The following is a 22260-nucleotide window of genomic DNA, read 5'->3' as shown; positions in this document are numbered from 1 at the left end:
TGACGTCAAAATAGTGGCCATCTAATATCGCGCCACTATTTTGATACTAGCGCGCTATTGCAGGGATGCCAGCGACTCTTTGCGCTCATCCGCGCCGCTTTCCTGCGGAGCATGGCACCTGATCAGACCGATTATTGCCCGTTGCAGGATCTTCTACATGGACGTTCGCCAGTACGCATTCCTCGCTCGCCAGCCTTCTGCCGCTACGGCCAAACGCGAGCAGTTCCTCGGCATGCCCAAGCGCGGACTGGCCTTCCTGCTGGCCAACGTCATGTTCTGGCAACCGCTGTGGGCGCAGGCCGATGGCATCGTCGTTGCCAACCCGAATACCACGCTGGACCGTGCCGGCAACGGCGTGCCGATCGTCAACATCGCCACGCCCAACGCCAGTGGCCTGTCGCACAACCAGTTCCACGATTACAACGTCGGCGCACAGGGCGTCATCCTCAACAACGGCGCGACTCAAACTTCGAACACGCAACTGGGCGGTCACGTCATCGGTAACCCGAACCTGAAAAACAGCGGTTCGGCGCAGGCGATTCTCAACGAAGTCATCAGCGGCAACCCGAGTCAGTTGCGCGGTTACACCGAAGTGGCCGGGCAGTCTGCGCGAGTGATTGTCGCCAACCCGTATGGCATTACCTGCAATGGCTGCGGTTTCATCAACGCACCACGGGTGACGTTGACTACCGGTAAACCAGTGCTGGAAAACGGTCGGCTGGATCGCTTTCAGGTCGATCAAGGCAGCGTGGCTATCGAAGGCGCGGGCATCAACGCAACCAATATCGACCGCTTCGAAATCATCACCCGCAGCGCCAAAATCAATGCGCAGATCCAGGCACAGAACCTGACCATCGTCGCCGGTCGCAACGACGTCAACGCCGACACCCTCAATGCCACCGCCCGCGCCGACGACGGTAGCGCCAAACCGCAACTGGCCATCGACTCCTCGGCGCTCGGCGGCATGTACGCCGGGGCGATCAAACTGGTCGGCACCGAGGCCGGCGTCGGGGTGAAACTCGACGGCAAACTGATCGCCAGCGGCGGCGATATTCAGCTGGATGCGAACGGGCAACTGAGCTTGGCCGACACCTCGGCTACCGGCGCGGTCAACGTCAAGGCAGCCAGCCTCGACGCGCAAGCTCCGGTTTACGCCGGCACGTCGCTCAACGTACAGACCCAAGGCAACCTGACCAACCGCCAGACCTTGGCCGCCCGCGACAGCGTGGTGCTCAGCGCCGGTGGGCAACTGACCAACGCCGGCGCCATCGAAGCCGGCGTCAATGCTGACGGCAGCCGTAACAGCAACGGTGACTTGAGCCTTCGCGCACAGAATCTGAGCAACAGTGGCAAGAGCCTCAGCGCCAGCCGCAACCTGACCGTCAACGCCGCGCAAACCCTCAACAACCAGAATGGTCTGCTCAGTGGCCAGACCGCGAGCATCACTGCCGGCACGCTGGACAACCGCAACGCAGGCAAAGTGCTGGGCAACAACAGCCTGACCCTCACTGCCAATCAAGTGCTGAACAATCAAGGCACGCTCACCAGCAATGGCAGACTCACCGGCAACATCGGTCAGTTGATCAACAGCAACGGTGAACTTGGCAGCCAGAGCGACGTAGTACTCACGGTCACCTCGCTGGACAACGTCGCCGGCCTGATCTCCGCTGGCCGTTTGCTCGACATCACCGCCCTCGGCGCCATCAACAATCGCACCGGACGGATCGGCGCGAAACAGGCCGTGGCGGTAAAAGCGCAACAACTGGACAACAGCCAGCAAGGCCAGCTGACCAGCGAAGGCACGCTGACCACGCGCATCAGCGACCAGTTGAACAACCAGAACAAGGGCCTGATCCAGGCCAACGGTGCGATGGACGTGCAGGCCACGCGCCTGGATAACCGCGCCGGCAAGATTTCCGGTCTCGACACCCTGACCGTCAGCAGCGCGACCACCGACAACCGTGCGGGTGTTTTGCGCGCCGACAAAGCGACGACGCTGCTGATCGATAATCTGGATAACCGCGACAAGGGCCGCGCCGAGAGCAAGGCAGCGCTGACCTTCGAAGGCAGCACGCTGAACAACAATGGCGGCTTGCTGACCTCGACCGGACTGTTGAGCATCAAAGCCCGGGATGTCACCAACGATGCCGGACGGATTTCCGGCAAGGGCGATATCGACGCCAGCATCGACAACCTGACTCAGCAAACCGGCGAACTGGTTGCCGAAGGCAATCTGAAACTCACCGGCAAGACTCTCAACAGCCGCCAGGACAGCTTGGTCGGGTCGCTCAAGACCCTGACCGTCAATGTCGACCAGATCGACAACCGCGCCAGTACGCTTTCCAGTCAACTCGACCTGCATATCAATGGCGCACGCCTGGACAACAGCGAGGGCGGCAAGGTGCTGTCCGACACCACGCTGGGCCTGAAAGTCGCGCAGATCATCAACGCCACAAATGGCCTGATTTTCAGCAAAGGCGCGGCGACGCTCAGCGGCATCGGTGTGAGCAACATGGGCGGGCGGATCGTCAGCCAGAACACACTGGACCTGACCTTCGACAATGCCCTCGACAACCAGCAAGGCCTGATCAGCAGTGAAGGGCAGATGACCCTGAATCTCGGCAGCCTCGACAATCGCCTGGGCAAGCTGTCGAGCCTGGAAGCGATGGCACTGACCAGCGTCGCCGGGGTACAGAATCAGGGCGGGCTGATCGCCTCGCAAAAGGGCCTGACCTTCACCAGCGGCAGTCTCGATAACAGTGACAACGGCATCCTCAGTGCCAAGGCCGATTCGACCCTGACCACCGGTGAGTTCAAAAACCGTCAGGGCGGCAGCCTCGCCACAGACGGCACGCTGTTGCTGATCACCGCGCATCTGGATAACTCCGGCGGCATCATCGGCAGCCAGAAAACCCTGCAGGCTTCCGTCACCTCGCTGCAGCAGGACGGCGGCGAGCTGTTCAGCAATGGCGACCTGACCCTGGACCTCAACAATGGCCTGCTCGATAACCAGCGCGGCAACATTCATACGCCGGGGCAACTGCTGTTGAAAAACCTCAAGGATGTGAACAACAGCGCCGGGGAAATCTCCGCTGCCAAAGCCTGGAACCTCAACGCACAAAGCCTGAACAACGACGGTGGCAAGCTGCTCAGCAATGAAAAACTCACCCTGGTCATCGACCGTGCGCTGAGCAACGTAAAAGGCCTGATCGCCTCCGCTGGCCTCCAAGCGCGCAGCGCCAGCCTCGACAATAGCGGCGGTGAGATTCGCGGGCGTGGCGAGGTCGATTTCACCGTCACCGATCTGTTCGACAACCAGGCTGGCGTGGTCATCGCCGACGAGGGCCTGACGCTCACGGCGGCGCGTCTGGATAACCGTCAGGAAGGCCTGGTCGGTTCGACCCAAGCGCTGCAACTGGTCGTCGACCGTGTCGATAACCGCAGCGGTGAACTGTCGAGCAAGGCCGGCGTGAGCCTGATCGGCGCCTGGCTCGACAATAGCGACAGCGGCTACATGCTGGCGGGCGGCAATCTGGCGTTGACCGTCAACGAGGTGATCAACCGCAACAACGGCGTGCTGTCCGGCGCTACCGGCCTGACGCTGGTCGGCAAAAGTCTGGAAAACAGCGCTCGCCTGACCACGCAACAAGACCTCGCCATCACTCTTTCCGGCGAGCTGAACAACGCGCAGGGCAGTCTGTTCAGCGAAGGTGCGCTGGCGATCGATGCGCAAAGCCTCAATAACGATGGCGGTACGCTGTCCAGCGCCAAAGCGCTCAGCGTCGACACACACGGTGCGGTCAGCAACCGTGGCGGCCAGTTGTTGACCGATGCAGCGTTGACGCTCACCAGTAGCGCGCTGGACAACCAGCAGAAAGGCGTGATCAGCAGCAAAAGCAATCTGCACATCACTACCGGCGAACTCAATAACAGTCAGGCGAGCATTTACGCCGCCGATCAGCTTGAGTTCAGCGCCGGCAAAGTGACCAACACGGCTGGCAGCCTCGGCGCTGGCAATGCGTTGACTGCCGATATTCAGGGCCTCGATCAGCAGGGCGGCAAACTGTTCAGCAGCCACGCCAGCGTCAGCGTCGACCTGCACGGTGGTGCGCTGAACAACCAGGGTGGGGTGATCAATGCGCCAGGGCAGTTGCTGCTGAAGAATCTCGCTGAGGTGAACAACCGTGGTGGCGAGATTTCCAGCGAGCAGGCCTTTGAACTGATCGCCAAATCGCTGGACAACAGCGGCGGCCAAGTGCTGAGCAATCAGAAACTGAGCCTGACCCTCGACAAGGCCCTGACCTCGATCAAGGGCACGATCGCGGCAGCAGCGTTGCAGGTTCGCGCGGCCAGTCTCGACAACAGCGATGGCGGCGTATTGCTCAGTGACAGCGATATCTCGGTGACCGTCGATGGCCTGCTCGACAACCACAACAAGGGCAGCATCCGCGCCGCGCAACAACTGACCCTCAACAGCACCGGCCTGAACAACGAGGAGGGCACGCTGGTGGGTGCCGCTGGCCTTGCCATCGACCTCGGCGCCACCGCGCAGGACCTCAACAACCAGGGCGGGGTGATCAGCAGCAAAGGCGCGTTGAGCATTGGGCACCTGCGTGACCTCAATAACCAGGACGGCGTGATCAACAGTAAAGGCGTGCTCAGCATCGCCACCCTGCGTGACCTGAACAACCAGAAAGGTGAAATTTCCAGCGTCAACAGCTTCAGCCTCAACGCCAACAGTCTGGACAATCGCGGCGGCAATCTGATCAGCAATCAGCAACTGACCCTCACGGCGGCCGAGCTGAAAAATCAGGGCGGACTGGTCTCTGGCTGGACCGGCGCGACCCTGTCCGGCGGTAGCGTCGATAACAGCCTCGGGGGCGCGATCTCCAGCCAGCTCGGTAATGTCAGCATCGACCTCAGCGGCGCGCTGATCAACCACAGCCAGGGTGGCGTCGGCAGCAAGGGCGAGCTTTACATCAAGGCCGGCAGCCTCAACAACAGCGCCGGCACGCTGACCAGCGACGGCAAGCAGACCTTGACTGTGCTCGGCGGTGAAGTCAGCAACGCTTCCGGCGGCTTGATCAAAAGCGCTGACACCCTCGATATCCGGGCGGCGAGTCTGAACAACGCCTCGGGTAACCTGAGCGCGAAAAAAGCCCTGACCTTCACCGGCGGCGCGTTGAATAACAGCGCCGGCAGTCTGGTCGGCGATGATCGCGTCACACTCGACCTGCTCGGCGCGCTGACCAACGTCAACGGCGCGCTCGGCAGCACTGGGCCGCTGGTGCTGACGCGTTCGACCAGCATCGACAACCGTGGCGGCCAAATGATCAGCCAGAGCCTGCTGAGCCTGCTCACCAGCGGCGATCTGAACAACAGCCAGCGCGGCACCATCGCCGGCAGCGGCCAACTGAACCTCACCGCCGGCGGCCTGCTGCGCAACGACGGCGATGGCCTGATTTCCAGCGGTGCCGCCGACGCCACCCTCACCGCAGCCGCACTGAACAACGCTAACGGTGCGGTGCAAAGCATGACCGCGCTGACCGTCAACACGGGCAACGGCGCAATCGACAACCAGGGCGGCAAGATCATTGCGCAGAACGGCGACCTGAACCTCACCGCCGACAGCCTCGACAGCCGAGGCGGCGTGCTGTCGAGCCTCAAAGGTCTGCTGCAAACCCGTCTGACCGGTGTCCTGCGCAACGGCCAGTCAGGCAAGATCGAAGGCAGTCGCCTCGACCTGCGTGCATTGGGCGGCATCTACAGCGACGGCGGGCGCATCGCCGCCAACAGCGGCGACATCCTGCTCAACGCCGGCGGCAACGCCCTCGACAACAGCGGCGGCGGCATCTATGCCCGCGGCCAGGTGAACGTCATCGCCGGCTCAATGAACAACGCGGCCGGCCAAGTCAGCGGCAGCCTCATCGACATTGGCCTTGGCGGCAATCTCGCCAACAACGGCGGCCTGATCGAAAGCGCCAGCACTCTGGCGATTCGCGCCGCCAATCTCAACAACCAGAGCGGCAAACTGCGCGCCCTCGGCAGCAGCGGCAAAACCGATTTCCAGATCGGCAGCCAGTTCGACAACCGCAACGGCCTGGTGGAAACCGCCAACACCGATTTCACCCTCGCCGCACCGAGCTTGCTCAACGCTGGCGGCACAGTGACCCATGTCGGCCTCGGTGAATTCGGCATCTCCACCGCCAACGTAATGAACGCCGGCGGCTCACTGGTGACCCGTGGCGGCCTGACCCTGAACGCGGACAGCTGGACCAACAGCAGCGTGATCCAGGCGGGGCGCTTGACGGTGAATGTCGGCAATTTCGTGCAGACGGCTAGTGGTCAGTTGCTGGCCTCGAATCAGTTGGTGGGGCGTGGCGGGAACTGGACGAACGAGGGGTTGATTGCCAGTGATGGCGGGCTCGATATTCAGTTGAGCGGGACTTACGGCGGCAATGGGCGAGTGAGCAGTGTCGGCGATCTGGGGCTGCTGGCTTCGCGCATCGATTTGAGCAGCGTGGCGAGCATCACCGGTGCATCGACCGCCACGGTCACCAGCCGTGGCACCCTGTCCAACCTGGGCCGGCTTACTTCCGCCGACAGCCTGACCGTTAATGCCGCGTCGCTGGTCAACAACGGGACGTTGGGCAGCGCCGGCAATCTGCGGATCAACAGTGATTCGTTGCTCAACGAGAACGGGCTGATATTCAGTGGCCGCGACATGAACCTGCGTGTGGGGTCGCTTACCAACCGTTACGCCGATATCTATGGCATGGGCAATATCAGTATTGCCCGCGACGACAGCAACGGCTGGAGCTCTTCGATCAATAACATTTCGGCGACCATCGAAAGTGTGGGTGATCTGAGTCTGTCGGCCGATCACATCGAGAATCGCAAGGATGTGTTTGAAGTTGCTGCCGGTGGCGGGCTGGTCTCGGGAACCATTGGTGTTCGATGCACGACGTGCACCTCGTTCAGTGGCATCAATTTCGAAAGTCGCCTGCCGAGTCACTTGGTCTGGGTTGAAAAATACCACTCAACCATTGTCAGGGATTCGGCATCAGGCACCTTGACGGCCGGGCGCGACCTTACGGGGAACGGACGCGAATTCATCAATAATGCGTCGGTTGTCAGCGCTGGTCGAAATCTTACATTCAACGTTGAGAATTTTACTAACCAAGGGGCGACGGCGGGGGATTACACCGTTACGCGTTGGCTAGATGCGCCGCGTGCAGCCCGAAGCTGGGGCTTCTGGCAGGACGTTTTGAATTACAACGCGGCCAACGATCCGGATTACGACTCCGGTTACATCGGAGCGCTGAACGGCAAAAGAACAATGGTTCCCAATATTCACGTCTGGGATATGAATGACGTTGAGTCGCTGACCCGGATTGGCGGGCGTCAGGGTGGTCGCGAAGCTATCAGATACCTCACGTTCGGCTCGATCGCTGTCGAATACGATTCTGGAAAGCTCCATTACGCTGCGCCCAGTTATGACACCGGCGTTCGTGCAGAGGCCCCGGACTTTCTCAAGAACGCGGTATTCACCAGAGACACCGTCACTGAAAGTACCCCGACATCGAATGCAAACGCGGTCGTCCAGGCCGGTGGCACCGTTTACATAAACGCAACCAACAAAATCGACAACGGTGTTGTCCGCAACGGCAACGCATCGGTCGGGGGAGCATCGCGCCTGGGGTCCACCCAACTGGCCGGCCAGGTAACGCCAACCGTCATTCGCATCAACGCGCAGTTGCCTCCAGACTTGGCCCAACAACAGGTCAACCCACTGGCCTTGCCGGGCTTCACCTTGCCGAGCGGCGACAACGGCCTGTTCCGTCTGAGCAAAAAGGACGGTAGCGAACCGGCGATGGTGGCCGCCGAAGCCTGGAAGATCAGCTCTATCAGCGCCGCACCCTCGACTCATGCGGGCGGGATGCCGGTCCGACATGCGACCGAGTTCAAGATCGACGACAACGCCCCGGTCTCGGTGAAAAACCGTGAACTGGCACTGGCTGATCGTCAGTCGCTGAATCTCAACGACAAGACCGCAATGATCAGCGTCAATGCCGCCGAGAGCGGCGGACTTGTCCGGGTTTCAGCGCCTGATCGGGGCAATGTTTCCTTTGACGTGCCACGTGTACAGGGTCTGCCTGACACCAGCGTGCGCTCCAACCCACACAAATACCTGATCGAAACCAATCCGGTACTCACCGACCTGAAAAAATTCGAGAGTTCGGATTACCTGCTGCAGAAGCTCGGCTACGACCCCGACACTAGCGCCAAGCGCTTGGGCGACGGCCTGTTTGAACAACGCTTGGTGCAGCAGGCCGTGGTCGCCCGTACTGGTCAGCGCTTCATCGACGGCCAGACTTCCGACGAAGCGATGTTCAAGTACCTGATGAACAACGCCATCGCCAGCAAGGGCCAGCTCAACCTGTCGATGGGCGTCACCTTGACCGCGCAGCAAGTGGCAGCACTGACCCATGACATCGTCTGGCTCGAAGAGCACGAAGTGAACGGCGAAAAAGTGCTGGTGCCGGTGCTGTACCTGGCGCAGGCCAATAACCGCCTGGCGCCAAATGGGGCACTGATTCAGGGCGGTGACGTGACCCTGATCGCCGGCGGCAACCTCGATAACGCGGGTACGCTGCGCGCCTCGAACAACCTCTGGGCAGAAGCAGGCAATGACCTCACCAACAGCGGCTTGATCGAAGCGGGCGAGCGCCTGACGCTCAAGGCCGGCAACGACATCATCAACAAGTCCGGCGGCATCATTTCCGGCAAGAATGTCAGCCTGACAGCCACCAACGGCAGCGTGATCAACCAGCGCGACGTCAACAGCGTAGATGTCAGCCGGGGTGGCAACGTGTTCCATCGTGACTACTTGGACAACGCCGCGCGAATCGAAGCAGCCAACGATCTGACGATCAAGGCCGGCCTCGATATCAATAACATCGGCGGTGTGCTCAAAAGCGGTCAGGACATGACGCTTGATGCGGATCGCGACGTCAATATCACTTCGGTCCAGAACCGGAGCACGAATGCGCGCGGTAGCAGTTTCCTCAATCAGAGCATCACGCAGCACGGCGCCGAAGTAACGTCCGGGCGGGATCTGTCGATCAGTGCCGATCGCGACGTGGCAATCGTGGCCAGTTGGCTGGATGCGAAACGCGACATCAGCTTGAGCGCGGGCAACGATTTACTCGTAACGTCGGCAGCGAATGAAAGTGAGTTTTCGGCGCGCAGCAAGCGCAAGCAAGTCGAGTCGATCAACGTTTCCCAGCAGTCGAGCGTTATCAGCTCAGGTCGCGATATTGCTGCCAGCGCCGGAAACGACCTGAATCTGATCGCGAGTCGTATCAGCGCCAGCAACGAGGCGTATTTGTTCGCCGGTGATGACGTCAATATCGCCACCGCAGAAGACGTCGACTACGACTACTACTCGAAAACAAAAAAAGGCTCCTTCGGCAAGAAAAAGTCGACGATGAGTGAGAGTGAGACGGTCCTGTCCGTCAGTTCGACCGTCGAGGCGGGCTCCAAACTGGTTGTCTCGGCCGGGCAGGACGTCAATCTGACCGGTGCCAAACTCAGCAGTGACGGCACTTTGCTAGCTAGCGCTGGCCGCGACATCAACTTGCTTGCAGCTCAAGACTCTTACAGCCAGGCCAGTGCGTCGTCGAAGAAAAGCTGGAACAAAAGCAAGTCCAGCAGTAGTGAGCAGACGCAGACGCGTCTGAACAGCACCGAACTCAGCGCCAAGGATATCGAGCTCAAGTCGAACCACGACATTAACCTGCAGGCAGCTGCGCTGCGTGCGGAAAATGAAGTGAAGCTCACAGCGGCCAATGACGTTCTGATTGGCACGGCTGAAGAAACCCTGACTTCCAGTCAGTCGAAAGGCTCCAGCAAGACAGGGATGACGGTTACGGGGTGGCTCTCCAATACGCAGAAAACCCAGCGATCGCAACAATCGTCCACGCAGAGTATCGGCAGCGATATCAGCGCTGGCAGCATTCAAATCAACAGCGGTCGTGATTCTGTCGTCGAGGGCAGTACGTTGGTGGCCGACAAGAATATCGGTATCGATGCCGGGCGTAATCTGGAGATCACCAGCGCCGAAAATTATGCGTCCTCAAGCTCGAAATCCGGCAGCAAAAAAGTCGGCGAAGTCGGCTCGTGGTGGCAGGGCGCGACCGGGATCGTCAAAACGAAAGAGACCAGCGACAACACGTCGACTCGTCAGTCGGGCAGTCAAATCGCCTCCCTCGGTGGCAACATTTCCCTGTCAGCAGGTGATCATTACACCCAAAGTGCGAGCCAGTTGGTGACTCCTCAGGGTGATATCGACATAAAAGCCAAACATGTCGATATCGAAGCGGGATTCGACACGCTCAACTCCAATAAAACCGCCAGCACGAGCCGTACGGCAATCGGCGGGACCGTCAATATTCCCCTGGTTGATGCTCTGCGTGGCATTCAGCAAATGGGTGAGGCGGCGCAGAAAACCAGTGATGACCGCATGGTCGCACTGGCTGCGGTGAACGCGGCCATGAGTGCCAATCAGGCAATGGATGCCGGTCAGGCAATGATGCAGAACCCGGTGGGTGGCATTAAGGTCAGCGTCAATCTGAGTAACAGTCAGAGCAAGATGAACAGTAGCCAGAGTGGCCGCAATGTTGTTGCCAGCGATGTGGTCGCGGGAGGCAAGGTCAACATCGTTGCAACGGGTGCCGGCGCTGACAGTGACATCAATGTTGTCGGCAGCCGGATCGAGGGCGGTGGCGATGTAAGCCTGAAAGCCGATGGCGAAATCAATCTGTTGTCCGCGCAAAACACCGCGCATCAACAAAGCGCCAACAGTAACAGTGGCTGGAGCGCAGGCATCGGTTTTGGCTTCGGCGAAAGCAACGGCATTACCTTCGAGCTCGCCGCTAACGTTGGACGGGGCAGCAGCGATGGCGATGACGTCACCCACACCAATACCTCGATCAAGTCAGGCCAGACGCTCAGCCTGGAGAGCGGTGGCGACACCAACATCAAAGGGGCTGTGGCTACGGGGGAAACGGTCAAGGTGAAAGTCGGCGGTGATCTCAATGTCGAGAGCCAGCAGGACACCAGCACCTATACCTCCAAACAGATGAGCGCGAATGTCGGAGTGAGCATTTGCGTGCCGCCATTCTGCTACGGCACCAGCAGCGTCAGCGGCGGCATCGCTGCGCAGCACATGCAAAGCGAGTACGCCAGTGTTTCCGAGCAGTCGGGCATCAAGGCAGGCGACGGTGGTTTCCAGGTTGAAGTCAAGGGTAATACCGATCTGGTCGGGGCTGTGATCGCCAGTACCGACAAAGCGGTCGCTGACGGTAAGAACACTCTGAGCACTGGCACGCTGACGAGTTCTGATATCAAGAACAAGGCCGAGTACGACGCCAGTAGCATCAATCTCAGTGGTGGTTATGGCTTCAATATGAAGGGCGGTGGTAACGCCAGTGGCACGCCGACCCGAGGCGGGCCAGTTGTCACCACCAAGGAAGGTGCAAACGCCAATACACCGGTCGTCCTGTTCGCCAGCGGCGATTCAAGCAGCACCACCCATAGCGGGATCAGCGGTGCTGCAGTCACCATCACCAACAATGCCAAGCAACAGGAACTGACCGGCAAAACTGCTGAACAGACCATTGCAGCGATCACCACCAATGTTTCCAGCGAGCGTGACGGCAGCAACAAGCTCAAGCCGATTTTCGACGCCGAGGAAATTGGCGTGGATTTCGAAATCGTCGGCAAGTTTGTGCAGAACGTCTCGCAGTTCATCGAAAACCGTGCGAACGAAGCCGATAGCAAGAAGAAGGAAGCTGAAAGAGAGTACCTCGCAGCACATGACGAAAGCCTTCCGGATGAAAAAAGGGCTATCCACCGTGAAAAATATTTAGAACTCACCCAGCAAGTCAAAGACATCAACAAGAACTGGGGGCCTGGAGGCACTTATCGGCAGATCACTACCGCGTTGGTCGCCGGGATCACCGGCGGTGTCACCGGTACTAGCGCGCAGTTTGCGCAAAACATGGTGGTCAATTACGTCCAGCAGCAGGGATCGGATTACATCGGGCAATTGGTCCTCAAGGGACTCAAAGAGGGCAGCCCGGTACACGCAGGCTTGCATGCGATTCTTGGTTGCGCAGGCGCTGCTGCCAGTAGCCAAAGCTGTTCGGCGGGTGCGTTGGGTGGAGCGGCAGCCAGTGTGCTGACAGCACTGTTTGCGGACCCAGATCCAAACGAAACAGCTGCGGATCGCGAAACCAAGCGCAACCTCATCACCAGCCTGGTGACCGCTATTGCTGCGGCTAGCGATCCAAGCGGTGCAGCCACGGCCAACAACGCTGCGATTGCAAACGTTGATAACAACTGGTTGGCAACGCAGCAGAAGATACAAAGAGATAAAGAGCTGGAAGCAGCGCCAAGTCTTATTGAAAAGATAAAGATATGGCGGAAGTGGGCGAGCGTTGATAGCACCCAAGATATGGCTACAGGCCTTGGTGTGATCATTGGCCTGCAGGAAGGGGGATGGAAGGATCTGGACGGCCTATCGGGCTTCTTGGCAAGTCCGTTGGAGAGTCTCAGCGGTCTACGACAAATTGTCGAAAGCGAAGCGCTGCGAGCCAAGCTTGGTAATGCCGCGGTGGACAGTTTGCTCGCAACTATTGGTAGGATGGAGTACGCACTGGAGTTTGGTGGGACCGATCAGGCGTTGCAGCTTGGACGCGATCTAGGTTTGCTTTTGTATACCGTCGGTGGCGTTGTGTCGGACGTAGGTGGTCTGGCAAAGGGAGCCGCCGCTTTAGGGAAGGTGGGAGTAACCGTTTCAAGTAAAACTTTGAGCCAATTTTTAGGAAAAGATGGAGCAGAGATTGGAGCAACAATCGCGCGTTTGGAATTGGACAGCGCGGGCAATCTGAAGTCAGTTGTCATGCCTAGCGGCGGGAAACTACTCAATCAATACAACCCGCTCAATCAAGGTCCTCTGCCAGCTTCGATTGCAGACACGTTCAGGAGCGCTACCTACGCAGAGGTCGTAACTCAGAAACCGACAACTTTGTATCGGGTATATGGAGGCTCGGCTAATGAGCTTGGGGCTTATTGGACCGCGACAAAACCGACAGGCCCTGTGCAATCCATCATAGACAGTGCTTTGAATCCTCAATGGGGAAATACGGCGGTAAATGTGGTGAAGATTGAAGTTCCAGCAGGTACTAAGTATTTTGAAGGTGTAGCCGCCCCTCAGGGAGGGCTTGTGGGAGGGGGAAGTCAGGTTCTTTTTCCAAAAGACTTCAAAATTGATCCATCCTGGGTGAGATAAAGTATGGCGGGCTGTAGCTGGGAAGTAATAGAGAGCTTTTTTTCGCCGGACGAATACCGTCGATTTGTTGTTTGGATCAACAACCAAGTAGTAAATGGTCGAGCAGAAAGTGTTCGCGTATTAGATAGTTACGCTGGACCTGGATTTGATGAGTTTTGGTTCAAATGTTGTGACTCCGCAGAGGTTTGGAGATTGGTTGCGCCGGAACCTCCTTTTCGCGGATATTGGGGGCCAGTAGCAACTAAGGAGAATAATAGGACGGAGGATAATGGGACAGACCACGTTTAAATAAATGTGGCCTGTCTCGAGGGATCAAAGGTCTTTAATTTATGACAGTTGAGAATGAAGAAGGCCATCTCCTGACTGTTATTGCTGAAGTTGGCGTATTGGAGTGGCAAAAGTATCAACAGCGTTTTCCAAAAGTAAGGGTTGGGAATGAAATGCAGCGGGAGGATCATTCTGCGCTGCCACCCTTCATCGCTTTCAGGTTTGAGTGTATTAGCAACGTTGATATCGACAAGTTGAAAGTCGCCGTGGAAGGCTACAGGGGGGGGGTAGCATGGTCGCTTGTTGGCCGGTCACGCGAAGGGCTGCCTGGGATTAACTGGATGATTGCACCGTCAAGGTTGTGGGGCGTGGATGAATGTGCTTTGCAAGTAAACATGACGGCAGCGGTCTATTTGTCCATTCATGAACCTTTGCTTGGTCCAGTGGCGTACGAGGATTTAATTGGACTGACGGAATATGTTCGTTCTGTGTTCGATCTCTGAGGATAACGGGACAGACCTCGTTTAAAAAACGTGGACTGTCCCTGAGGGATCCTTTAGTCGCTTGGAGTTGGGTCGTTGCAGTGAGCATTGGCGTATCAACCAACTTCAGATTTGCCCTTCAACCAGGAAAAGTTCAAGAAGACATGACGAAGATTTTCAGATTTTTGGGGGGCGGGGACTTGGGATTGATTCGCGCTGGTATGACGCGAGATGAATCCCGAACAGCCCTGGGTGGTGGTTTTGAGGCGTTTTTCAAAACCGAAGATTCGGCAGTGCCGACTGACGCTTATGATGACTTGGGCGTTCATGTGTACTTTGATGAAAAGCTCATAGTCGTTGGTGTCGAGTTTTTTAAGTGGAGTAAGCTTTTCTGGGATGAGCAGAACCTGGTCGGTGAAGATGCCTTGGTGGCTCAACAATTTCTGTCCAGGCGAGGAGAAGTTCTGGTCTTCAATAGCTCAGGATTCAATGTCATTGACGTGGGCTTGAGATTTTATGTACCTGACTTTGAGGAAGACAATGCCATCATCGAAGCTGTATATGTCGAACTCACCTGCGGGTAAACGGGGACAGGCCATGTTTAGCAAGTTACTCCGAAAACGTAGTCTGTCCCCGTTTTACGTGCCAAAAGTGGGAATCGATTCAGAGAGTTCGGCGGTTGCCGTGACCTCCGCTCCGAATCCCGAGGGTGACGGGACCTACTTCGGATAAAGCGGCGGCAACCCACTCTCACTCACCGGATCCTGCACCCGTTCCGCCGCTGGAATCGTTCGGATCGCCCGCCACAAATCCTCACCCTGCCAATGCTGCCCCGTCTCGCTGTACAGCGCACCATTCAACCCGTCCAACGCGTCCGACAACGGCACAAAACGCGCGGCCATGTCTGCCAGTGTCTCCGGCTGCTGCCGCGCCCAGGCGTCCAGTGCCTGGCGGGTGGCGTGAGGGTCGTTGGCCTGGCTGGCGCGTTTGATGTCGTCGAGCAGGGTGCGCGGGCTCGGGCCGGTCTGGGCGGCGCGGTGGATTGCCGGTTGCCAGCGGGCGCGCCACCAGAGGCCGAAGCCGAGCAGGGTGGTGCAGGCGAGGATCAGGGTGCTGAGTTTCCACCACCACAGGGTGTCGTTGTCGGGCGTACTCGGTTGCAGGGTGCCGGCCGGGGTGTCGATTTGCAGGCTCGGGTTGTTCGCCACTTGCAGGGTGCGCGCGGGCAGGCTGCTGTGTTCGAGGTGGTCTTCGAAGGTGTTCCACCAGACCACGTCGACGGTTGGCAGGTCGATCGCGCCGCTGCGGCTCGGCACCAGGGCTTCGCGTTCTTCGCGGCTGCCGATGATGCCGCGGTCGCTGCTCTGGTTGCTCAGCACCGGTTGGTCGGGGTAGCGGCGCAGGCCGTTGACGTCGGTGGCGGGCAGGGCTGGGAGTTGCGAGCTGGCGAGGCCTTCGACTTTCAGGGTCAGGCTGCGGGTCAGGGAATCGCCGACTTGGGTGTGGTCGGGTTCCGGGCTCCAGCTTTCGCTGAGGCTGAGGTTGCGCGCCGGCAACCAGGGTGCATCGACCGGGTAGGTCAGCGGTTTCGGTTTGACCGTCAGCGGAATCGACGCCGAGCTCACGCGCATCAGTTTGCCGGGCTTGGGCCCCGAGGCGTCTGCCGATGGCGCGGTATCGACCAGCGTGGCGCTGAACGTCTGCGGCGCGATGGTCAGCAGGCCGCTGTGTTGCGGATAGATCGCGTAGCGCATCTCGATCACGCCGTGGCGCAGACCGTTGATGTCTTTCTCGTAGGTGCGCGTGTCGCCAAGTTGTTCGATGCGCGCATCGGCAATTTGCAGCGGGCTCAGGCTGCTGTCGTCGTACAGCGAGACTGAATGATAGATGCGCAGGGTCAGGATGGCCTGCGCCTGCACGTAGACGCTGTTCTGGTCGAGGCTGGCTTCGATGAACACCGGATCAAGGCTGTTGTTGTCTTCGCGGTTGTCGCTGGCGATCACCTGCACGGTGATCGGCTGGCTCTGTGCTTCGCCCAGTTGCAGCGGGGGAATCACTACGCTGCCGTTTTCTTTCGGCAGCAGGGTGATGATCCAGCGTGTGGTCGCGCGATTTTCGCCGTTGAGGGTGTTGAGCTGGTTGACCTGGCGCGTGCCGCGCACTTCGAACAGCGCTTCCAGTGCCGACAGATCGGGCTTGCCGAACTGGGTGACGTCGTCAGTTTCGAGGGTGAGCTCGACCGTCTCGCCGGAGTTCAGGCGACTGCGATCCACGCTGGCGGTCAGCTCGGCCGCCTGAGCGGTGGCCGTGCAGATCAGCAGGGGCAGCAAGAGAGCGGTGAAGCGGGTCATCGATTGTTTTCCTGATCCTGATGTTGTTGCTGTTCGTACCAGAATTTGCGCCTGAGCAGTTCGCCCGGGTCGTCCGGGATCTTGCCCAGCCATTGTTCGAGCGCCTGACGCTGCTCGCCTTCGAGGTTGTTCTCACTCGGGCGCAGGGTCGGCACCGTGTCGGTTTCCTCTTCCTCGTTGCTGCCGGGGATTTCATTGGGGCCTGGCAGCGGCGGGGCGGTCGGCGGCGGTTCGCTGGCCGACTCGGCCGGTTGCGCCTCGCTCTGGGTTTCACTGCTCACCGCCGGAGGGGGCGCGGTGGTGGGCGAGGGCTCATCGCCGGGCAGACTTTGTTCGTTCGGCTGGTTATCCGGTTCGGGCGGCGGCGGGGCGTTTTTCTGCTTCAGCAGGTTTTCCACCAGCGCCTTGTTGGTCTGCGCCGGACGCAGATCCGGTTGCAGCTCGAGCGCCTGTTCGTAGGCATCGATCGCCGCTTCCAGCTCGCCACTTTTTGCCAGAGCGTTGCCACGATTGTAGTGGGCGCGGGCATCGCTGCCCTCGGCGAAGCGCTGAGCGGCGCCACTGTAGTCGCCGGCCTCGTACAACGCCACCCCTTGCCACTGATGATCTTCAAAATGCTGCGCGGCTTCGGCCGGTCGTTTCTGCTTGAGCAAGTGCAAACCCTGTTGATCGGGGCGCAGCCACAAGTCTTCGAAGTCGAAAGCGTAGCTCGGTTGCGGCAGGCACCACAGCAGCGGCAGGCAGAACAGCCAGCCACGGCGCCCGGCACACGCAGCCAGCAACAACAGCGGCAACAGCAGCCAATAGCCCTGATCGGCCCATGTATCGAGGCGCACGGTCTGGCCGTCGTCGCGCAGGCTGCGCGGGCCGTTGAGCAGGCCAAGGGCGCCAAGATCAGCCTCGTCGAGTCGCGCCGGGTGATACTCGCCGCCGACGCTGTTGAGGAATGTCGCCAGACCAGGACTGTCGAGTTGCGGCACGCGGATCGCGCCTTGCTCGTCCTTGAGGAAACTGCCGTCCTCCTGGGCAATCGGCGCACCTTCGGCGGTGCCGATGCCGAGCATCAGCAGTTGCGTCGACTCGCCATTGAGCGCGCGGCGAATGCCTCGCCGTTCCTCTTCGTTGAGCGACGAACCGATCAGCAGAATCCGTCCCTGTCCCAGCGCACCTTGCTTGAGCAAGGCCAGCGCCTTGTCCACGGCCAGATCGGCGCGGTGGCCGGCTTCCGGCATCAGCGACGGCTTGAGCGCGTCGAGCAGATTGCGACTGGTGGCCAGATCATCCGACAGCGGCACCAGCGTGTGCGCGCTGCCGGCATAAACGACGATGGCGGTCTGCGCATCGCTGCGCGCCTGCAACAGGTCGAACAGCTTGCGCCGCGCCTGTTCCAGACGCGTCGGTGGCGAGTCGGTGGCGAGCATCTCCGGGGTCAGTTCGAGCACGACTACCAGCGGATCGGCGGGTTTCTGGCTGGTCTGTTCGACGCGCTCCCAGCTCGGTCCGAGCAAGGCCAGAATGGTCAGCAACCATGCCACGCCAAGGGCGATCCACGGCAGTTTGCTCTGGCGACCGCTGCCGCCACTGAGCAGCGCAGCGTGAAATGCCGGCGGCAGAATCATCTGCCAGCGCCCGGCGCGTTTCTGTCGGTGCCAGAGTTGCCAGAGCAGCCAGCCGAGCAGCGGCAACAGCAGCAGCCACCAAGGGCGGAACCAGTGCGGCCAGAGCGCGATCATCGGCGCCTCCGCAGGCGCAAACGCTGCAAGCGCTGACGCCAGTCCGGCAGCGGACTTTGCAAATACAGTTGCTTGGTAAACAGGCGTTGCAGCGGGTTATCCGGCCACAGTTCGCGGACGACCAGCAACAGGCTCAACCACAGCGCCAACGCCAGCGGCCAGTGATACAAGGCTTGCGCCGGGCGTGCCTGAGTCGGTTGCTGGGTCACCGGTTCGAGCTGATCGAGGGTGTCCTTGATCGCTTGCAGCTCGAGGCCGTCGTGGGCGCGGAAGTACTGGCCGCCGGTGATTTCGGCGATGGCCTTGAGCGCCGGCTCATCCAGATCGAGGCTTGGATTGACCCCGAGCAGGCCGGTCGAGCCGCTGTCCTCGGGATTGGCGCCGATGCCGATCGGATAGATTCTGACGCCTTCGCTGGCGGCCAGTTTTGCGGCCGTCAGCGGATTGATTTCGCCGCCGTTGTTGGCGCCGTCGGTGACCAGAATCAGCACGCGACTTTGCGCCGGGCGCAGACGCAGACGTTTCAGGGCCAGACCGATGGCATCGCCGATCGCGGTGTTCTTGCCGGCGATGCCGATCCGCGCCTCGTCGAGCCAGATGCGAACGGTGCGTCGGTCGAAGGTCAGCGGTGCTTGCAGGTAAGCCTGACTGCCAAACAGGATCAAACCGACGCGGTCGCCGTCGCGGCTTTCAAGGAAATCGCCGAGCAAGTGCTGCACCAGCGACAGGCGACTGACTTCTTCGTCCTGCCACTGCATATCGGGAAAATCCATCGAACCGGACACGTCCACCGCCACCAGCAGATCACGGCCACTGGCGGCAATCGGCAGTGGCTCGCCAAGCCATTGCGGGCGGGCGGCGGCGGTCAGCAGAATCAGCCACAGCAAGATAAACGGCGCCTGCTGCCGCCACGCCGGCAAGTTGGCGCGGGCGCGGCGGCGGGCGAGGCCTTCGAGGTCGGCGAGGAAACTCACTTTGAGCGCCGGCTCGCCGCTGTCGGCCACCGGCAGGACAAGACGCATCAGCCACGGCAGCGGCAACAGCATGAAGATCCACGGCCAGGCGAACTCAAACATGTTTGCGAATCCACGTGTCGACCGCTTGGGTCAGGCCGGCGATGGCTTTGTCATCGAGTTTGCATTCCGGTTTGTACGCGCCTTCGACCAGCACCATCCAGCGCGTCAGGCCGGCAGCCGGGCAGCGGTTATCGAGGAAGGCCAGCCATTTGCGGCCGTTGAGGGTGTGGCTCTGGCTGTACGGATAGTGGTTGCGGCACAGGCGTTTGAGCAGGCCGTTGAGTTGTTGCAGCCAGGCACCGGCCGGAGCGCCGTCGTAAGGCTTGGGCATTTGCGCCAGTTCGGCGAGCGCGGCGATGCGCACCGGGTCCAGCGGTTGCTCGGCGCGTACCACCGGGCGTTTCTTCATCGGAATGAAACGGCGCAGCTTCCACGCGGCAAAGCCCAGCAGCGGCAACAGCAGAAGCAGCAGCCACCAGCCCGGCGCCGGCGGCCAGAAGGCGATCGGCGGCGGCGAGATCAGCGGTTGCAGTTGTTCGAGGCCGTTCATCGACCTTTCCCCGGACGCTGCGGGTTCAGGAATTCGCGCATCTGCTCGACCATTTCGCTCTGCGTGCTCAGCGGCATCAGCAACACCCGCAGCTTTTGTGCGAGCAATTCCCAACGGGCGATGCGCGCTTCGGCCTGGGCGCGGTAGGTCTGGCGCAGGTCGAAGTTCAGCGTGTCGATTTCCAGCTGCGCGCCACGCTCGGCAAAGCGCAGCAGGCCGGCGGCGGGCAGTGCGTGATCGAGCGGATCGGACAGCGGCAGCATCAGCAGATCACAATGCCGCGCCAGCAAACTCAGTTGTTGTTCGGCGCTGTCGGACAACGCGCGTTCGTCGCAAATGACGATGGCCAGACTGCCCGGCCGCAGCACTTCCCGCGCGCGGCGCAGGGCCACGCCGAAGGCATCGCGATCCGGCTCGCGCTCGCTGTGCAGCGACTGATTAACCTTGACCAGACGGTTGAGCAATTGCAGCAGGCTCTGTTTGCTGCGCCGAGGCTTGATTTCGTAGTGCTCGTTATCGCCAAACACCAGCCCGCCGACGCGATCGTTGTGCCCCAGTGCGGCCCAGCCGATCAACGCCGCGACCTGCGCCGCCAGCACCGACTTGAACATCAGCCCCGAGCCGAAAAACAGCCGGGTGCTTTGCTCGACCATGATGAAAATCGGTCGCTCGCGCTCTTCGTGGAACAGCTTGGTGTGCGGCTCCTGCGTGCGCGCAGTGACGCGCCAGTCGATGGTGCGCACGTCGTCACCGGCCTGATACACCCGCACCTGATCGAAGTCGACGCCACGGCCACGGAATTTCGAGTGATGCAGGCCGATCAGCGGGCTGCGCTGACTCGGCGTGGAAAACAGCTGTACCTCGCGCACGCGGTGACGCATCTCGATCAGCTCGGCGAGGCTGATGCGGATACCGGGTTCGGAGGGCAGGGCGGCGTTCATGGGGGTCAAGCGACGGCGACGACGTCGAGAATCCGCTGCACCACGCGGTCCTGATCGATGCCAGCGGCTTCGGCTTCGAACGACAGAATGATGCGATGGCGCAACACGTCGAACAGTACGGCCTGAATGTCTTCCGGGCTGACGAAATCGCGACCGGCCAGCCAGGCGTGGGCGCGGGCGCAGCGATCGAGGGCGATCGAACCGCGCGGACTGGCGCCATAGGCGATCCACTCGGCCATTTCCGGGTCGAACTTGGCCGGGTTGCGCGTGGCCATGACCAGTTGCACCAGGTATTCCTCCACGGCGTCGGCCATGTACAAACCAAGGATTTCCTTGCGCGCGGCGAAGATCGCCTGCTGGCTGACCCGGCGCTCGGGCTTGGTCTCGCCGTTCAACGCCTCGCCACGGGCCTGCTGGAGGATGCGCCGTTCAACAGCGGCGTCGGGGAAGCCGATCTTGACGTGCATGAGGAAACGGTCGAGCTGGGCTTCCGGCAACGGATAGGTGCCTTCCTGTTCGATCGGGTTCTGCGTGGCCATCACCAGAAACAGCGGCGACAGCTCATAAGTGCTGCGCCCGACGCTGACCTGACGCTCGGCCATCGCTTCGAGCAAGGCCGATTGCACCTTGGCCGGCGCGCGGTTGATTTCGTCGGCCAGCACCAGGTTGTGGAAGATCGGCCCTTGCTGGAAGACGAAACTGCCGGTTTCCGGACGGTAGATTTCGGTGCCGGTGATGTCGGCCGGCAGCAGGTCGGGGGTGAACTGAATACGATGGAACTGGGCTTCGATGCCCTCGGCGAGTTCTTTGATCGCTTTGGTCTTGGCCAGACCGGGAGCGCCCTCGACCAGCATATGGCCGTCGGCGAGCAGGGCGATGAGCAAACGCTCGATGAGTTTTTCCTGGCCGAGAATCTGCGTTGAAAGAAAGGTTCGCAGCGCCAGCAGCGCTTCACGATGTTCCATCGATGACTGTTCCTGGAAATGGATGGCCGAGGGCATACGTCATACGCCAGGGCTGGGGGCGTTACTTTAATCCATCGCGGGGGGTGGCGACTAACGGCATTTGTGCAAAGCGCGGGAAATACCGGGGCGCATTGGTGGTTTTTTGTAGCAGGGGAGTGTTGGACCGGCAGTTCCGGCCCCATCGCTGGCAAGCCAGCTCCCACAGTGATCGCTGCGTTGCATAAATTGCCTGCACGCCGCTAAAACCTGTGGGAGCTGGCTTGCCAGCGATTGGGCCTGTCCAGACGCCATCAAATCTGGCTGATATAGGTGCCAGTGCCGTCCAGAATATTCTTCAAGGTCAGCTCGACCTCGGCCATATCGACCATATCCGGATTGAAGGTAATTTCCAGCACATCATCCCCATTCAACGCATCGGCATCCGCCGCGGCGATTTCGATCTTCAGCAGGGTCGGGCTGAGGGTGACTTTTACCCCGTCCAGCGTCGATGGCTCGCCATCGAGGGTGATTTCCAGCTCATCCTCGTCCGGATAACGGCTCATCAGGAACATTTCGCCCTTTTCGCTGTGGCAGCAGAGCATGGCCATGTTGTCTTCTT

Annotated in this window: 10 protein-coding genes; 3 read left to right on the top strand and 7 right to left on the bottom strand. The window is 60.2% G+C overall.

Annotation, left to right across the window (positions count from 1 at the left end):
• The first annotated feature begins 157 nt into the window (after window positions 1–157).
• From D8U71_RS28650 to D8U71_RS20260, 3 genes are all read left to right on the top strand, one after another.
• Window positions 158–13357 carry a hemagglutinin repeat-containing protein gene (locus tag D8U71_RS28650; RefSeq protein WP_241664247.1) on the top strand — a complete coding sequence of 4400 codons (13200 nt, stop codon included), beginning with the start codon at window positions 158–160 and terminating at the stop codon, window positions 13355–13357.
• Window positions 13358–13686: 329 nt separating this feature from the next.
• Window positions 13687–14127, top strand: a complete 441-nt coding sequence (locus D8U71_RS20265) for a hypothetical protein (protein WP_024013178.1) — start codon at window positions 13687–13689, stop codon at window positions 14125–14127.
• A gap of 80 nt (window positions 14128–14207) precedes the next feature.
• Window positions 14208–14690 carry a hypothetical protein gene (locus tag D8U71_RS20260; RefSeq protein ID WP_130888534.1) on the top strand — a complete coding sequence of 161 codons (483 nt, stop codon included), beginning with the start codon at window positions 14208–14210 and terminating at the stop codon, window positions 14688–14690.
• 135 nt (window positions 14691–14825) lie between these two features.
• Here D8U71_RS20260 and D8U71_RS20255 read toward each other — a convergent pair whose 3' ends face one another.
• From D8U71_RS20255 to D8U71_RS20225, 7 genes are all read right to left on the bottom strand, one after another.
• A complete protein-coding gene (locus tag D8U71_RS20255; RefSeq protein ID WP_130888533.1) occupies window positions 14826–16457 on the bottom strand; it encodes a BatD family protein in 1632 nt (543 codons plus the stop codon).
• A complete protein-coding gene (locus D8U71_RS20250; RefSeq protein ID WP_024013175.1) occupies window positions 16454–18190 on the bottom strand; it encodes a tetratricopeptide repeat protein in 1737 nt (578 codons plus the stop codon). Before D8U71_RS20250 ends, D8U71_RS20255 begins: the two co-directional genes overlap by 4 nt.
• Window positions 18187–19266: a VWA domain-containing protein gene (locus D8U71_RS20245; RefSeq protein ID WP_125927359.1), complete on the bottom strand. Its 1080-nt coding sequence runs from the start codon at window positions 19264–19266 to the stop codon at window positions 18187–18189. Before D8U71_RS20245 ends, D8U71_RS20250 begins: the two co-directional genes overlap by 4 nt.
• Window positions 19259–19756 (bottom strand): DUF4381 domain-containing protein, encoded by a 498-nt coding sequence (locus tag D8U71_RS20240; protein WP_122750528.1) that lies wholly within the window; start codon window positions 19754–19756, stop codon window positions 19259–19261. The genes D8U71_RS20245 and D8U71_RS20240 overlap by 8 nt, the downstream gene beginning before the upstream one ends.
• Entirely contained in the window at window positions 19753–20697 is a 945-nt protein-coding gene (locus D8U71_RS20235) for a DUF58 domain-containing protein (RefSeq protein WP_016774988.1), read from the bottom strand. The genes D8U71_RS20240 and D8U71_RS20235 overlap by 4 nt, the downstream gene beginning before the upstream one ends.
• Window positions 20698–20702: 5 nt before the next feature.
• Entirely contained in the window at window positions 20703–21662 is a 960-nt protein-coding gene (locus tag D8U71_RS20230) for a MoxR family ATPase (protein ID WP_007913915.1), read from the bottom strand.
• Window positions 21663–21952: 290 nt separating this feature from the next.
• A partial coding sequence (locus D8U71_RS20225) for a hypothetical protein (RefSeq protein ID WP_130888532.1) occupies window positions 21953–22260 on the bottom strand: 308 nt, incomplete at its 5' end.

The organism is Pseudomonas sp. Sample_21, assembly GCF_004307525.1.
GTDB lineage: Bacteria > Pseudomonadota > Gammaproteobacteria > Pseudomonadales > Pseudomonadaceae > Aquipseudomonas > Aquipseudomonas atacamensis.
Note: the sequence above shows the minus strand (reverse complement) of the source record. Positions and strands in the feature narration are given on the sequence as shown.

Bases quoted from the DNA above. Each gene is read 5' to 3' on its own strand.
- D8U71_RS28650 (WP_241664247.1), top strand. From the start codon at position 158: ATGGACGTTCGCCAGTACGCATTCCTCGCTCGCCAGCCTTCTGCCGCT.
- D8U71_RS20265 (WP_024013178.1), top strand. From the start codon at position 13,687: ATGACAGTTGAGAATGAAGAAGGCCATCTCCTGACTGTTATTGCTGAA.
- D8U71_RS20255 (WP_130888533.1), bottom strand. From the start codon at position 16,457: ATGACCCGCTTCACCGCTCTCTTGCTGCCCCTGCTGATCTGCACGGCC.
- D8U71_RS20250 (WP_024013175.1), bottom strand. From the start codon at position 18,190: ATGATCGCGCTCTGGCCGCACTGGTTCCGCCCTTGGTGGCTGCTGCTG.
- D8U71_RS20245 (WP_125927359.1), bottom strand. From the start codon at position 19,266: ATGTTTGAGTTCGCCTGGCCGTGGATCTTCATGCTGTTGCCGCTGCCG.
- D8U71_RS20240 (WP_122750528.1), bottom strand. From the start codon at position 19,756: ATGAACGGCCTCGAACAACTGCAACCGCTGATCTCGCCGCCGCCGATC.
- D8U71_RS20235 (WP_016774988.1), bottom strand. From the start codon at position 20,697: ATGAACGCCGCCCTGCCCTCCGAACCCGGTATCCGCATCAGCCTCGCC.
- D8U71_RS20230 (WP_007913915.1), bottom strand. From the start codon at position 21,662: ATGGAACATCGTGAAGCGCTGCTGGCGCTGCGAACCTTTCTTTCAACG.